The sequence below is a fragment of the Vreelandella venusta genome, from assembly GCF_015689495.1.
Classification (GTDB): Bacteria; Pseudomonadota; Gammaproteobacteria; order Pseudomonadales; family Halomonadaceae; genus Vreelandella; species Vreelandella venusta.
This window is the reverse complement of sequence record NZ_CP065135.1, coordinates 58,871-74,678: the sequence shown is the minus strand read 5'-3', so window position 1 is coordinate 74,678 and position 15,808 is coordinate 58,871. Positions and strand designations below refer to the sequence as shown.

Below are 15,808 nucleotides of genomic sequence, written 5' to 3'. Positions count from 1 at the left end.
AAGCCACCGTATTAAGCCCAAACATTGAAACACGGCCCCACCGCCCGCACTGTGTCATTATTATTGCGTTTTTATACGCCCCTAACGTATTAAAAACGTTGCGAGTTAAAAAATTAATGGCTACGAGGTGCCTATGTCCCGCAATCCGTTGCTAGAGCCGCATGAGCTTCCCCCTTTCGCTGACATTCGCGCCGAACACGTCGTGCCTGCGGTAGAAACATTGCTGAATGAAAGCCGAGAAGTCATCGAGCGACTCGCTCAACAGGCCGCTACAGCGCCACCGCGTTGGGATAACTTTGCCGCGCCGCTAGAGGCTGTTAATGACCGGCTTACCCAGGCGTGGTCGCCCATCTCGCATCTCAACGGCACGATGAACACAGCCGAGCTGCGGGAAGCCTATCAAGCATGTTTGGAAAAGCTCTCGGCGTTTAGCACTTGGATGGGACAACACGAAGGTCTCTTTACAGGCTGGCAAGCGCTTAAGCAGGGTGATGAATGGGCAACGCTAACGCCTGCTCAGCAGCGCACAGTAGAAAACGCTTTACGTGATTTCCGCTTAGCTGGCGTCGATTTACCTGCTGACAAAAAGGCTCGTTATGGCGAGATTCAAGCGCGCCTCTCCGGCCTATCCAATCAGTTTTCAAACAATGTGCTCGATGCTACCCAAGCTTGGCATAAAGATATTGGCCACCTTGATGAACTTGCCGGGGTACCGGAAAGCGCGCTTGATACGCTAAAAGCCACTGCCCAGGCAAAAGGCGTCGAGGGGTACCGCATCACTCTCGATTTTCCGAGCTTTTTCCCCATTATCAGCTATGCCGATAACCGAGAATTACGACGCGAGGTATACACCGCGTTTGTCACGCGTGCTTCAGATCAAGGTCCAGACACAGGTCAGTTCGATAACGCGCCCGTTCTTGAAGAGATTTTGGCGCTCCGTCAAGAGCTTGCCCACCTGCTTGGCTTTAAGACCTACGCCGATTACTCGCTCGCCACTAAGATGGCCGACTCCCCCGAACAGGTGCTTGAGTTTTTGAATGATCTAGCTCGCCGCGCCGTTCCCCAGGCCAAGGAAGAAGTCGCGGAGCTCAGCGACTATGCCCGTGAAACATTAGGGATTGAAACGCTTGAGCCGTGGGATGTGGCCTATGCCAGCGAAAAGCTGCGCGAAGCCCGCCACGCCATCTCACAAGAGCAGCTTCGTCCTTACTTTCCTGCGCCACAGGTGATAGATGGGCTGTTCCAGGTAGTCGAGCATCTTTACGGTGTTTGCGTAGAAGCAGGCCCTGATGCGCCCAGCTATCACAACGATGTTCAATACTTCCGTATTACCGAACACGGTAAACCGATCGCCGGCTTCTATTTGGATTTATACGCTCGCGAAAACAAGCGTGGCGGCGCGTGGATGGCCGATTGCCGAGTACGTCGGCAAACCGAAAACGGCCTACAGCTGCCAGTGGCATTTCTAACCTGTAATTTCACCGCCCCAGTGGGTGATAAGCCCGCTCTGCTAACCCATGATGAAGTCACCACGCTATTTCATGAGTTCGGCCACGGCTTGCACCACATGCTGACCAAACAGGACATCGCCGACATCTCTGGCATTAACGGTGTTGCTTGGGATGCGGTCGAACTACCTAGCCAATTCATGGAGAACTACTGCTGGGAACGCGAAGGGTTAGACCTGATCGCCAAGCACGTCGATACTGGTGAACCACTGCCCGCTGACCTGCTAGCACGTTTACAGGCTGCCAAGAACTTTCAGTCTGCAATGGGGATGGTGCGCCAAATAGAGTTTTCATTATTCGACTTGCGCCTACACCATGAGCTGGAAGCGCCTAGCGCCAGCGACGTTCAAACACTACTGGACGACGTCCGTAGCCACACATCCGTCGTGCCGACGGTTGACTTTAACCGCTTCCAGAACAGCTTTAGCCATATTTTTGCGGGCGGCTATGCGGCGGGCTATTACAGCTACAAGTGGGCAGAAGTGCTCTCTGCCGATGCTTGGAGCGCGTTTGAAGAAGCAGGGATTTTTGACCCTAACACGGGCCAACGCTTCCGCCAGGAAATTTTGGAACCCGGCGGTGCGAGGGATGCCGCCGAGCTATTTCGTGCTTTCCGAGGCCGCGAACCAAGCGTAGAGCCCTTATTACGCCATAGCGGTATTCGCGCAGCCTGAGATTTATTTTCACTATCACCGGGTGCGCTATCAGCCTTGTTAGCGCACCCTTGGAGCCTGTTATGTCGAGCGTGAAACGCTTTATTGCTGGGGTAACCTGCCCACGCTGCGCGGCCATGGATCGGATTCGCGCCTGGGAGCAAAACAACATTCGCTACCGGGAATGCGTTAACTGCGATTTTTTCGAACAGTTGCCGATTGAAGATGAGGCGACACCAGAGCTAACGACTCGCGTTAACCAAGTACGCGAAGAGCAAAAAACGCAGGATGTACAGCCAGTACGCATTCTCGACCCCGGTAAACCTAAGCGTTAACCATCTTTCCCCAGCCGTTATGCTACCGCGTTTAATTTAAGCCTCCACCGCGCTGGAGGCTACCTCGCTCCTCACTCCTCACTCCTCACTCCTCACTCCTCACTACTCACCACTCACCACTCACTCCTCACTCCTCACTCCTCACTACTCACTCCTCACTCCTCACTACTCACTACTCACTACTCACTACTCACTACTCACTTCCAAAAGTGTGCGGAAAACCACACACCCACCAGCCTTTGGTGTGCGAAACCCCAGACACTCAACGCTTTTTTAGTTTCAACCAAAGTTGAATAAGAAAACTTTAAGTAGCTGATTTTAATAATTACCCCGCCTATTGGCATGACTATCGCTGTATATAAATTGCTTAACGTTCAAGCCACTGGCCGTGCCAGCACGCCAGACGATAATCCCAATAACAGCTTAGGAAATCTCGCCATGCGCAATATGATGCCTAAAACCGTCGCCCTTCTTGCCAGTAGTGCCCTTCTAGCAGCAGGCACTGCCCAAGCAGACCGCTCAGAATGGCCCGATAACTTTACTGTCGGTACCGCGAGTCAGGGCGGCACCTACTTCGTTTATGGCTCAGGCTGGGCTAACTTTATTGCTGATGAGCTGGATGTTTCAGGGGGTGGTGAAGTCACCGGCGGCCCGACTCAAAACCTAGCACTCGTACACAGCGGCGATATGGCCTTTGGCCTGACGACGATGGGCCCAGCATCAGACGCGGTTAAAGGTGAAAGCCCACTAGCGCCTGGCTTGGCAATGGACAACGTATGCGCGCTGTTCCCGATGTATGAAACACCCTTCTCTATTGCCGCACTTTCAAGCTCAGGCATTGAATCCATCTCAGATATTCCTGATGGCGCGCGCATCGGCTTCGGCCCAGCCGCTTCTACATCAGACACTTACTTCCCCGCTATCCTCGAAACGCTGGGCGTTGAGTTTGATCGTCGTAATGGCGGCTGGTCTGACTTAGGCGGTCAACTGCAGGATGGCCTGCTGGATGTGATCGCGTTTGCAGCGGGTATTCCGATTCCGGCCGTTAGCCAGCTCGAAGTGCAGACCGATGTAAACATCATTGAGTTTACCGAAGAAGAGATGGCCACCGTTCTGGATGCCTTCCCGGTTGCCGAATTCACTATCCCAGCGAGCACTTACACCACACTGGAAGAAGACGCACGCGCTGTTTCTATGTGGAACTTCGCCATTGCGGGCTGTGATCTGCCGGAAGACTTTATCTATGAAGTCACCAAAGCCACGATGGAAAACAATGAGCGTATGCGCTCAGTACACCGCAGCGCTGAAACCACCATTCCAGAAAACATCGTCCACAACAATGTGCTGCCCTTCCATCCGGGCGCCGCACGCTGGTACGAAGAGAATGGCTACGACATTGCTGATGACATGATCAACTAAGCCAAGCCCCTCTTCACGCTGCCCTGTTTTCCGCTGGCCGGACGGGGCAGCGTTCGCTACCGCCTCTTTTTTGCTTTTGCTGTGAGGGTGACCTCTGATGAGTCACAATACCGATCAAAACCCCAACGGCCTCAAGGATGATGCCCAAACTGCTTCATCGATACCCGAGTCAATCGCTGAGGGTGTCGATGAAGAGGTTGTCGAGTCCAATCGCCGCGTGTTTGTTGGTTGGCAGTTCTTTTTGTTTGCCGCACTGGCGATTGGCTATTCAAGCTTCCATCTGTTTTCGCTCAATGTGTACCCAATGGAAACCTGGTCGTTTCGCATTGTACATATCGCTGGTGCGCTAATTTTAGGGTATGGGCTGTTTGCCGGTGCTCGTTTTGCAGAAGATGATCAGCAAGCCTCCCCGGCATGGCTCAAGTGGGCCAGCTATGCGCTCCTAGCGCCTGCGATCTATGCACTTGTACAAGTCGGTTTAATGCAGCAAACACTCAATGGCGGTGCTATGCGCATCGACCCCAGTATTGAGACACTGCATTACGGCTATCCACTGATAGCCACCACGGCTGCAGCGATTGCTCTCTCGTGGTTCTATCGCCAAGCACGCCATCGCTTTAACCCCGCCGATCTCGTTCTGATGGTATGCGCCATCGCCAGCGCTGCTTACTTGCTGATGGCCTTTAATACCAATATGCGCATGTCGACAGGCACCTCATTTGCTCCTCCCGGCATCTCCTGGGCGGCCATTGCGGGCTCACTGCTGATTCTAGAGCTTACTCGTCGCGTAGCGGGTTTAGCACTGGTGGTTATTTCAGCGGTTTTCTTGGTCTATGTCTTTGCTGGCCAGCACCTGCCCGGCTTCCTAGGCTACCCAGGCTTGTCTGTGCAGCGCTTCTTCAGTCAGGTCTATACCGACGCGGGCATTCTTGGCCCAACGACGGCGGTATCATCGACTTATATCATTTTGTTTATTATTTTCGCGGCGTTTTTACAGGCCTCGAAAGTAGGTGACTACTTCGTCAACTTCGCATTCGCAGCCGCTGGCCGTGCCCGTGGCGGCCCGGCGAAAGTATCTATTTTTGCTTCAGGCCTAATGGGTATGATCAACGGCACATCAGCGGGTAACGTGGTATCGACTGGCTCGCTTACCATCCCACTGATGAAAAAAGTCGGCTATCCGGCGCGCAGTGCGGGTGCCATTGAAGCAGCGGCGTCTACGGGTGGACAGATCATGCCGCCCATCATGGGGGCGGGCGCCTTTATCATGGCGGAAGTCACCGGTATTCCTTATACAGAAATTGCGATTGCAGCGGTCATTCCAGCCATTCTTTACTTCGCCTCTATCTACTTTATGGTGGATTTTGAAGCGGCGCGTAAAGGCATGCGTGGTATGCGTAAAGATGAAATCCCGCTGTTCTCTAAGCTGGTTAAACAAGTCTATCTATTCGCGCCAATCATCATTCTTATTGTCGCTCTCTTTATGGGCTACTCCGTCATTCGTGCCGGTACACTAGCCACCGCATCAGCGGCAGTTGTTAGTTGGATCTCACCCAATAAAATGGGTATTCGGGCTATTTTAAGAGCCCTCCAACTAGCGGGCGTCATGTCGATTCAGATCATCGCAGTGTGTGCTTGCGCGGGTCTTATTGTTGGCGTTATATCACTGACGGGCGTCGGCGCGCGCTTCTCATCACTGCTGTTAGGCCTTGCCGGAGTTAGCCAGCTATTGGCGTTGGTATTTGCCATGCTGATCAGTATCCTGCTCGGCATGGGCATGCCGACCACAGCAGCCTACGCGGTAGCAGCTTCAGTGGTGGCACCTGGCCTGATCAATATTGGTATCGAACCGCTTGTCGCACACTTCTTCGTGTTCTACTTCGCGGTTGTGTCGGCCATTACCCCGCCAGTGGCGTTAGCGTCTTATGCCGCCGCCGGTATTTCTGGGGATAACCCCATGGGCACATCGGTCGCTTCGTTCAAAATTGGTCTTGCTGCGTTTATCGTGCCATTTATGTTCTTCTACAGCCCAGCGATGCTGATGGAAGGCTCCGCGATGCAGATACTTCGCGTCGGGGTGACCGCCACACTGGGGATCGTCTTGCTTTCAGGCATGGTGCAAGCATGGTTCTTTGGGCCGGTAAATACCTTACAGCGTGTGATTATGCTGGTCGGTGCGCTGTTTATGATTTACGGCGGCATTTACAGCGATATTGCTGGCCTTGCGATTGGCGCAGCGCTGTTCATTATGCAGCGTAAGCAGCATGGCAATAAGGCGACACCCAGCACCACATAACGATACAACCGGCTACTCACTTAACCACTAGCCGTTAGCAGCCCAACGAAAACGCCCGTTCGAGTACTCTCGAACGGGCGTTCTTCTTGATCACTAAGCTAGGCCTTGGAAGAGCGCTCTAGCCTCTCAGGTTATCAACAATTTTCAGTACTGGTGCCGCCTGATTAAGCGTGTAGAAGTGTAGACCAGGCGCACCACCATCGAGTAAGCGCTCACACAAACGACTAACCACATCGGTGCCAAAAGCGGCAATAGCGTCACTATCATCACCATAAGCTTCCAGCTGCTTACGAATCCAGCGGGGAATTTCTGCGCCACAGGCGTCTGAAAAACGCGCTAATTTGGTGTAGTTAGTAATCGGCATAATGCCAGGAATAATCGGCTGTTCGACACCTAATGCCCGGGCTTTTTCAACAAAATGAAAGTAGGCATCCGCGGTAAAAAAGTACTGGGTGATGGCCATGTTGGCGCCAGCCTTCATTTTACGGGCAAAGTTTTCCACATCCTTGTCGAGGTTGGGTGCCTGTGGATGAGATTCAGGATAGGCAGCCACCGCAATATCAAAATGGTCACCGGTTTCCTCGCGAATAAACTCAACCAGTTCGTTGGCGTAGCGCAACTCACCAATGCTTCCCATGCCCGATGGCATGTCACCACGTAACGCCACTAAACTGTCGACGCCCTCTTCACGATACTGCGCTAGCAGGTCGCGCAGTTGCGCTTTTTCACTGCCAATGCAGGAAAGGTGTGGCGCGGTCGTAATGCCGCTCTGGCTAACGGTGCGCACAATATCGCGTGTGCGTGCTTGGGTGGAACCACCAGCACCATAAGTGACCGAGAAAAAGCGCGGTTGTCGAGCGGCCAGTTCATCGCGCACGTGCATTAACTTCTCTCTTCCTGCATCGGTACTGGGCGGAAAGAATTCAAAGCTAATACCTAGCGGGTGTTCTTGACTGCTCATGGGACTTCCTCGTAAAGCGTTAACATCGTGATAATTTAGGTTATTCTCCTCTTTCCGCCGCGCTGGAGCTAATGAAAGATTCCACGGTCGGCCTTTAATTCGGCTCATGTTAGCTATTTACGTAACTACTTAGCTATTCACACAACGATGTCGTCACCTAGCGACTAGGATGCAGAAATGGATTTAGCACCAAGCGCCCTAATGGGGCCACTGCTGATGTTATTGGGGTTTGTAGGCTTGGGGTGGATTGCCGCACAGCGCTTAAAAATCGACCCTCGCCCCATCGCCACCTTACTGGTTTATCTGATCGCACCACTGACCATTTTCCGTGCACTGATGAACGGCGGCCCCACGGCGGAGTATCTGCTATTAACGCTGGCGCTATTCATTTTGGTAAGTACCATGGCGCTGGCTGTACGCTGGTTTACCCAGCACCGCTTTGGGCCACAGGAAGGGGCGCTGTTAGCGTTCTCTTCTGGCACTGGCAATACCGGTTATTTTGGCCTGCCCGTGGCGCTAATTTTACTGCCGCCAGAAGGTGTCACGCTTTATCTCTTCTGCATGTTAGGGATTAATCTATACGAGTTTACGGTGGGCTTTTACTTAAGTGCCCGTGGCCACTTTTCCATACGCCAAAGTCTGATCAAAATTGCTCGACTCCCCTTGGTCTACGCGTTTTTGTCTGCGCTGCTGCTGAGTGCACTCAACGTGACACTGCCCAGCGCCTTGATGAACTCGCTGGACGTCTTCCCCGCCACCTACACCCTGCTAGGCATGATGATCATCGGCATGACCCTTAGCCAGGTGACGCTTGATGCTTGGGACTCCCGCTTTGTTGCCACCTGCGTGGGTTTACGTTATTTGCTTTGGCCGCTGGTGATGCTAAGCGCTGTTTTATTACTTCAAACCCTTGGGTCACTGACGCCAGAACTCGGTATGGCATTGCTGTTGCTAGGCGTCGTCCCCATGGCCTCTAACGTGGTGGTGGTCGCTATGGAGCTAGGGATTCAACCGCAAAAGGGAGCATTAGCGGTGCTTACCACCACGCTATTAGCGCCATTACTCATTCCTCTCTATCTCCACCTAATGCTGCGCCTTACCGGGCTAGGGAGCCTCTGATTAACTTAAAAGCCTTCAACCCCTGTTAGTTTTAGCTGGGCGGCCATCCGCTGCACGTCTGGGTGGCTGAAAAATGCCACCAATGCGTCAGCACGTACGGGGCCAACGCCGGGTTCGGCTTGCCAATCTGTAGGTGTGTAACTTGCTAACGTATCCCAGTCGCCTAGCTGAGCATTGCCACCTGGCGGCATCCCTAACGCCATTAACCATTGAGAATAGGAGGCCGCCTGTGCGGCCTGGAACTGAGCGACAAGCGCTGCAGAACGAACGCTTCCCACGCCATGTGCTCGCTGAAGCTGTTCCGGCGTTGCTGCCAGCCAGCCCAGCAGTTCAGTCACGACACCCGCCTCCATCAGCGCTTGCCAAGTCCCTTCTCCCACGCCTTGCATGTTTAACTGGTCACTTAAGAAGCTAAGCCGCGCCAGCAACTGCGCGTCACACTCCGTGGTAAGCGTAAAGCAACTTAACAGGTGATAACGCTCTGGCGAGGGAACCCCAAGGGCCACTCGCTCCTGGGTTTGCCAAACGACTTCCGTTACCTGAGGAATAGTCAAACCCGCCAATGTTATCGCAACGTGATCCCCAGGGCGCACGTCCCATGTCTCCCAGCGTTCCAGAGCCCCCAACGACACACGGCTAATGCGCCGTCCTTCTAGCGTGACGGGATAGAGCCACAACAGTGGCGTCACGCGCCCTGTTCGACCAACACGAAACTCGACGCCACGAACCTGAGCTAACGCCTGCTGAGCGGGATATTTCCACGCAACAGCCCACTCCGGCGGCGTTGATGTCCAGCGTTGAACCCCAGGGCGCTCGGACTGTTTCAAGACCACCCCATCGGTGGCGAACGGCAATGGGCCGTTAAACCATGTATCGCGCCAGTTGGCGGCGTCATGCTGGGCATTAATAGGATGGGTGTAAGCGGCGGTATCAAAACCTAATGCGGTCAGCTGGCCAAGCCTTGCATGCATCTCAGTAGGCCCCTCTGGCCAGTCCCAGATAAACAGCCCGATCCGCTCACGAGTTTGTCGCGCAGGCGATGCTTGAGCCATAGCCCCAGCAACAGCACCTCGCGCACCAGAGGCGGGGTTCTGCGACTGAATATGGCCATTCAATATCCAGTAGAGTTCGCCTTGGAATACAGCGGATAGCGGCGTTGGCAGTGTATTTGGCACAGCAGGGAGTTGCTGTACACGAGCCGTCCAGTTCTGACCACGTTCGCCGTCACCGCGGCTAATCGCTTCGACCAACACGCCCTCCTCGTAGTGTAGCGTTATCGCCACACCATCGATTTTAGGCTGAATCCAAAGATCATCTCGGCGGCTCATAAAGCGTCGCACACCGTCATCATCGGCCTTATTCAAGCCCGTTTGCGCCACGGGATGGTCTAGCGTGTCAGCGCTACGGGTGACTCTGGCTAGCGGTCGATGCTGGGGCATTTCACCCAGGCAGGCTTGCCAATTTGCTAGCCGAGCGACCGCTTGATCGTAAAGCTCATCATCAATCAGTGACTCGCCCTGATCGTGATAGGCGCTGTCCCATCGAGCAATATGCTCTGCCAGTGTTTGACGCTCTTGCGCCAGCCGTTCACGGGGCCAATCAGGGCACACATTGGCATGTGCGGATAAGGTGACACTCATTAACCAAGCAACCAGTAACCATTTCCAGCCTGCTGCACACCATTTTCTCATGCTCTCCCTCTCCCACTTACCTCCCTCAACAATAAAGTAATCTTAGCGTAAGGCTTATCATCCCGTTCAACGCACAACAAAAACGCCCCTTGGCGTAGGCCATAGGGGCGTTCTCTCTTACAACAGGCGTTGTTTGGTTTACAAACCAGCAGCCTGGCGCAGAGTATCGGCTTTATCGGTCTTTTCCCACGGGAAGGCGGTAAAGGTTTCTGTATGCACCTGGCCTTTGTCGTCTACCCAGCTGTAGCTATGCTCAAACGGCTCACGTCCAAAGTGACCATAAGCAGACGTGAGGCGATACATCGGATGTAGCAGGTCGAGCATTTTAGTAATCGCGTAAGGGCGCAGATCAAAATGCTCACGCACTAGCTCGACAATTTTAGCATCGTCGACTTTACCGGTGCCGAAGGTATCGATGGAAACCGACGTCGGTTCGGCAACGCCAATCGCGTAGGAAACCTGGATTTCGCACTTATCAGCCAAGCCTGCGGCAACGACGTTTTTAGCCACGTAACGGCCAGCATAAGCGGCACTGCGGTCAACTTTTGACGGGTCCTTACCAGAGAAGGCCCCACCGCCATGGCGCGCCATACCGCCATACGTATCGACGATAATTTTACGCCCTGTTAAGCCACAGTCGCCCACTGGGCCACCAATAACAAACTGGCCGGTCGGATTAATGTGGTACTGGGTATTCTCATCCAGCCACTCAGCGGGAATCACCTGTTCGACGATTTCGCGCTTAACCATTTTGCGCAGGTCGTCTTGGCCGATTTCCGGGTCGTGCTGAGTAGACAATACGATAGCATCGACACCACAGGGTTTGCCTTCCGCGTTATAACGGAACGTTACCTGACTTTTTGCATCTGGGCGTAGCCACGGCAGCAGACCGTTTTTGCGCAGCTCCGCCTGACGCTCAACCAAACGGTGCGAGTAATGAATTGGCGCCGGCATAAACGAATCGGTTTCGTTCGTCGCGTAACCAAACATCAACCCTTGATCGCCAGCACCCTGATCTTCAGGTTTCGTGCGGTCGACGCCCTGAGCGATATCAACGCTTTGCTTGCCGATCAGGTTGATCACCCCACAGGTTGCGCCATCAAAGCCCACGCGAGATGAGGTATAGCCAATATCGGTAATCACATCACGTACCAACGCTTCCAGATCAACCCACGCAGACGTGGTGATCTCACCAGCAATAATGGCAACGCCTGTCTTCACCATGGTTTCACAGGCAACGCGGGCCTGTTTATCTCGGGCGATAATGGCATCTAGTACCGCGTCGGAAATCTGGTCGGCAATCTTATCAGGATGCCCTTCTGAGACAGACTCGGAGGTAAACAGGGAATATTCGCTCATCGCGCTCTCGACCCTCTGTATGACGGCTGCAGAGTGACCGCAGCATCAGCAGGAAATCATGGCAGGAAGTTCAGTTCCCTGCCCATATATAGAAGCGGCACGACCATTTTCGCTACCACTTCGGGAGGCAGAGTCTACACGCTGTTGGGGGTTCTTCCCAGAACGTGGCTCCAGAATTTGCCGCCGCCGGGGAAGTCAGCGACAATAGCGGCTTTATTATTTCCGTTTTCAGGCGAGGAGCACACCCATGCCGTCCCGTTTTGAGCTGGCCAATGCCATTCGCGCCCTTTCCATGGATGCTGTTCAGAAGGCCAAATCTGGCCACCCTGGCGCGCCTATGGGCATGGCTGATATCGCCGAGGTGCTGTGGAATGACTACCTCAAGCACAACCCCGAAGACCCCAAGTGGGCTGATCGCGACCGCTTCGTGTTGTCTAATGGCCACGGCTCAATGTTGCTTTATTCGCTGCTGCACCTCAGCGGCTATGAATTAAGCCTGGAACAACTGCAGAATTTCCGCCAGTTGCATTCGCCCACGGCTGGCCACCCCGAATTTGGCTACGCCCCAGGCATCGAAACCACCACCGGTCCTCTGGGCCAAGGGTTCGCCAACGCCGTTGGTTTTGCGATTGCTGAAAAAACGCTGGCCGCGCAGTTTAATCGCCCTGGCCACAACATTGTTGATCACCATACTTGGTGCTTCCTGGGTGACGGCTGCTTAATGGAAGGCATCTCCCATGAAGCCGCATCGCTGGCAGGTACTCAGCAGCTTGGCAAGCTGATTGCCCTGTATGATGATAACGGCATCTCTATTGATGGCGAGGTGGAAGGCTGGTTTACCGACGACACCGCTAAGCGCTTTGAAGCGTACGGCTGGCACGTGGTGCCGAACGTCGACGGCCATAAACCGGAAGAGATCAAAGCGGCCATTGAGTTAGCCAAGAGCCACGACGATAAGCCCAGCCTGATTATCTGCAAAACGATCATTGGCTTTGGTGCACCTAACAAACAGGGTAAAGAAGAGGCGCACGGCGCACCCTTAGGTGACGACGAAGTGGCCCTCGCCCGTAAGCAACTCGGCTGGGAGCACGCACCGTTCCATATCCCCGAGCCCGTATATTCTGCTTGGGATGCCCGTAACGCTGGCAAAACCCGCCAGCAGGAGTGGGATACCCGCTTCGCTCGTTATGCTGAAGCATTCCCAGCCGAAGCCAAAGAGTTTGAGCGCCGTATGAAGGCGCAGCTACCGGCAGAACTTTCAACCACCGCGCTCATTGAGCAGGCCCAAGAGAAAGGTGAAAGCATTGCCTCTCGTAAGGCCTCTTTTGAAGCGTTGAATGTTATCGGCCCGCAAATGCCCGAGCTGCTCGGCGGCAGCGCCGATCTTGCGCCGTCTAACTTGACCTTCTGGAAGGGCGCCAAAGCCATCACGCCGGAAGACGCTAGCGGCAATTACCTGCACTACGGGGTACGTGAGTTCGGCATGGGTGCGGTGATGAATGGTATCGCCCTTCACGGTGGTTTCGTTCCGTATGGCGCGACCTTCCTGATTTTCATGGAATACATGCGTAACGCCGTGCGGATGGCCGCGCTGATGGGCCAGCAAGCCATTTATGTATTTACCCATGACTCTATTGGCCTGGGCGAAGATGGCCCCACTCACCAGCCGATTGAGCAGCTGACCAGCCTGCGCACAACGCCTAACCTGAACACATGGCGCCCCTGTGATGCGGTTGAAACAGCGGCTTCCTGGGATGCCGCGGTGAAACGCCATGCCGGCCCCACCGCGTTAGTGCTCTCGCGCCAGAACCTGCCTCATCAGCAACGCACCAAGGCGCAATTAGCGGCTATTCAGCGTGGTGGTTACATTTTGAAAGACAGCGACGGCACGCCCGAGCTGATTTTGATTGCCACTGGCTCTGAGGTATCGCTTGCCATGGACGCCGCTGCAGAACTAGAACAGCAGGGTAACGCAGTGCGCGTGGTTTCCATGCCGTCAACCTACTGCTTTAATGGCCAGGACGCGGAATACCGTGAAAGCGTACTGCCCAAGGCAGTCACCAAGCGGATTGCTATCGAAGCGGGCCATGCCGACTACTGGTACAAGTACGTTGGCCTGGATGGTCGTGTTATCGGCATGACCACCTACGGTGAATCTGCACCTGCGGGCGAACTGTTCAAACATTTCGGCTTTACGGTTGAAAATATTGTTAAACAGGCCAATGAGCTGCTGGGCTAACGCCATGCAGGCTAATCTAGCGTGGGTTCTGCCATGCCCGCGCTAAATGGTCTGCTTTGGCTAATTAGCTATTGGTTAATTGGGGAAGTGGTCATCCACTTCTCCGGTTTGCCTTTTTCTTCGGGGGTGGTGGGCATGCTACTGCTATGTGCCACCCTTGGCGTATTAGGGCGCGTGCCTTCAAGTTTGGCGGCCGCAGCACAACCACTAATCGCGCTGCTGGCCATGTTGATTATGCCAGGCGTCGTTGGCGTGTTCTTTATTCTGGATGAACTCGCGGGTCAGTGGTTCGCCATACTCATTGCGCTATTGCTAGGGACATTATTAAGCGTGATTACCACGTTATGGTTATTACAACGGCTAATTGGGCGATCAGATGCCCACTGATATGTTGTCCACTCTAACAGCCACACCGCTGTTTGCTGTAGGACTTACCCTTGCAGCCTATCTGCTCGGCAACCTGATTTTTAAGCGCTTGCGCAACCCTTCTTGGCTACCCGCTATTCTAATCGCTGCGTTGCTATTAGCAGCGGCACTTGTCGCGATAGGGCTGCCTTATTCGATTTACCAACAAGGGGCCTCATGGCTCACCATTTTGTTAGGGCCGGCCACCGTTGCCTTAGGCATGCCACTCTATCAACAGTTGCCGCGCATTCGTGAGCTTTGGCAACCGCTGACACTTTGCTTACCAGTCGCCGCCGCACTAGCGGCCTGCTACGCAATCGGCATTGCTTGGCTGATGGGGGCTAGCCCAACTATTTTGGCGTCACTCGCCGCCAAATCAGTCACCGCGCCAATCGCCATCGGCATTACTGAACAGCTCGGCGGCAACGTAGCGTTACTCATGGGGGCGCTGTTAATGACAGGAGTCGTTACTATTCCCTTCGTGAGTGTCGTTGCTCGGCTGCTTAAAATTAACGATGAACGCATTATTGGCTTCGCACTGGGTCTCAATGGCCATGCCATTGGCACTGTGCGAGCCTTTGAACTGAGCCCAACGGCCGGCGCGTTTGCCTCGTTAGGTATGAGTTTAACCGGTATTTTTACCGCCCTACTGCTGCCACTCGCCTGGCGGCTGATCGGCACGGTCAGCTGAAAAACAAACTCAGTTGAAATACGCTATCATTGAGCAATTTTTTGAGAGCCGCTTCGCGACATGGCTAATGCAAACTCGACATATCGAATTGCCATTAATGGTTACGGACGCATTGGCCAATGCGTGTTAAGAGCGTTGGTTGAGCGCAACCACCCAGAAATTGAAGTGGTCGCCATCAATGAGCTATCTGATCTTGCGACGATTACCTACCTTACTCGCTACGATACGACCCATGGTCGTTTCCCAGGCGAAGTAGACAATGACGGTGAATGTCTGCTTATCAATGGCCAGCGCATACACGTTCTTTGCGAGCGTGACCCGCAGGCTCTGCCCTGGGCAGCACTAGATATTGATTTAGTTCTGGAATGCTCTGGTAGTTTTAAGGATCGTGCGACAGCGGAGCAGCATTTAGCCGCTGGGGCTAAGCGATTGCTGTTTTCTCAACCCGCCGAAAGCGATGTGGATACGACGATTGTGTGGGGCATCAACGAACATGAGCTCACACTCTCCCAGCGTATTCTCTCAGCAGCCTCATGCACCACCAACTGCCTTGTCCCGTTACTCACCGTACTGGACGAAGCACTGGGGCTTGAACACGGCGTTACCACCACTATCCACTCGGCCATGAACGACCAGCCCGTCATTGATGCTTATCATCAAACGGACCTGCGCCTGACACGCTCGGCCATGCAGTCGATTGTCCCCGTGGACACGGGGTTGGCCGTCGGGATCAGCCGCCTGATGCCAAGCCTGTCCGGTCGTTTTGAATGTCTACACGTGCGCGTACCCACGATTAATGTCTCTGCCATGGATGCTGCATTGACGGTGCGTCGTGACACGAGTGCCGAGCACGTTAACGACTTACTACGAAGCGCCAGCCAGCAGCGCTTAGCTGGCGTATTAGGCTATACCGAAGCCCCCATGGCATCGATAGATTTTAATCATGATCCACGCTCTGGCATCCTAGACGCCACGCAAACACGGGTCGCGGGGACACGCTTAATTAAGCTGCTGTGTTGGTTTGATAATGAATGGGGCTTTGCCAATCGTATGCTGGATATCACCCAACGGCTGGCATCGCTTTCCAAAAGCAACGCTCGCTAGGCCTGCATCATGTCTTTTCATCTGCTTG

At 54.1% G+C, this 15,808-nt stretch carries 12 protein-coding genes; 9 read left to right on the top strand and 3 right to left on the bottom strand.

Annotated elements, in window-relative coordinates:
• Positions 1-133: 133 nt before the first annotated feature.
• From prlC to IR195_RS00290, 4 genes are all read left to right on the top strand, one after another.
• Positions 134-2,182 (top strand): oligopeptidase A, encoded by a 2,049-nt coding sequence (gene prlC, locus IR195_RS00305; protein ID WP_206048489.1) that lies wholly within the window; start codon positions 134-136, stop codon positions 2,180-2,182.
• 62 nt (positions 2,183-2,244) lie between these two features.
• On the top strand, positions 2,245-2,496 hold the full coding sequence (locus IR195_RS00300; RefSeq protein ID WP_125744753.1) for a YheV family putative zinc ribbon protein: 252 nt from the start codon (positions 2,245-2,247) through the stop codon (positions 2,494-2,496).
• 438 nt (positions 2,497-2,934) lie between these two features.
• A complete protein-coding gene (locus IR195_RS00295) occupies positions 2,935-3,915 on the top strand; it encodes a TAXI family TRAP transporter solute-binding subunit (RefSeq protein WP_125744751.1) in 981 nt (326 codons plus the stop codon).
• Positions 3,916-4,012: 97 nt separating this feature from the next.
• On the top strand, positions 4,013-6,211 hold the full coding sequence (locus IR195_RS00290) for a TRAP transporter permease (protein WP_125744749.1): 2,199 nt from the start codon (positions 4,013-4,015) through the stop codon (positions 6,209-6,211).
• A 118-nt stretch (positions 6,212-6,329) separates the two neighbouring features.
• Here IR195_RS00290 and metF read toward each other — a convergent pair whose 3' ends face one another.
• Entirely contained in the window at positions 6,330-7,172 is an 843-nt protein-coding gene (gene metF, locus IR195_RS00285; protein ID WP_146945322.1) for a methylenetetrahydrofolate reductase [NAD(P)H], read from the bottom strand.
• A 177-nt stretch (positions 7,173-7,349) separates the two neighbouring features.
• On the opposite strand from metF, the gene IR195_RS00280 reads away from it, so the two are divergent.
• Positions 7,350-8,291 carry an AEC family transporter gene (locus tag IR195_RS00280; RefSeq protein WP_125744745.1) on the top strand — a complete coding sequence of 314 codons (942 nt, stop codon included), beginning with the start codon at positions 7,350-7,352 and terminating at the stop codon, positions 8,289-8,291.
• A 5-nt stretch (positions 8,292-8,296) separates the two neighbouring features.
• Here the strand turns inward: IR195_RS00280 and ligB are convergent, their stop codons facing one another.
• Together ligB and metK are read right to left on the bottom strand one after the other, a co-directional pair.
• Positions 8,297-9,982 (bottom strand): NAD-dependent DNA ligase LigB, encoded by a 1,686-nt coding sequence (ligB, locus tag IR195_RS00275; RefSeq protein ID WP_146945321.1) that lies wholly within the window; start codon positions 9,980-9,982, stop codon positions 8,297-8,299.
• A 138-nt stretch (positions 9,983-10,120) separates the two neighbouring features.
• Positions 10,121-11,341 (bottom strand): methionine adenosyltransferase, encoded by a 1,221-nt coding sequence (gene metK / locus IR195_RS00270; protein WP_125744738.1) that lies wholly within the window; start codon positions 11,339-11,341, stop codon positions 10,121-10,123.
• A 247-nt stretch (positions 11,342-11,588) separates the two neighbouring features.
• Here metK and tkt point away from each other — a divergent pair, with 247 nt between their 5' ends.
• The 4 genes from tkt to IR195_RS00250 are packed head-to-tail and all read left to right on the top strand — an operon-like array spanning position 11,589 to position 15,780.
• The gene (gene tkt, locus IR195_RS00265) at positions 11,589-13,580 is read left to right on the top strand and encodes a transketolase (RefSeq protein ID WP_125744736.1); all 1,992 of its coding nucleotides are present in this window, start codon (positions 11,589-11,591) and stop codon (positions 13,578-13,580) included.
• 33 nt (positions 13,581-13,613) lie between these two features.
• Entirely contained in the window at positions 13,614-13,967 is a 354-nt protein-coding gene (locus IR195_RS00260; RefSeq protein WP_089037279.1) for a CidA/LrgA family protein, read from the top strand.
• The gene (locus IR195_RS00255) at positions 13,957-14,676 is read left to right on the top strand and encodes an LrgB family protein (protein ID WP_125744734.1); all 720 of its coding nucleotides are present in this window, start codon (positions 13,957-13,959) and stop codon (positions 14,674-14,676) included. Before IR195_RS00260 ends, IR195_RS00255 begins: the two co-directional genes overlap by 11 nt.
• 60 nt (positions 14,677-14,736) lie before the next feature.
• Positions 14,737-15,780, top strand: coding sequence for a type I glyceraldehyde-3-phosphate dehydrogenase (locus IR195_RS00250; RefSeq protein WP_089037277.1), 1,044 nt, complete (start codon positions 14,737-14,739; stop codon positions 15,778-15,780).
• The last annotated feature ends 28 nt before the right edge of the window (positions 15,781-15,808 follow it).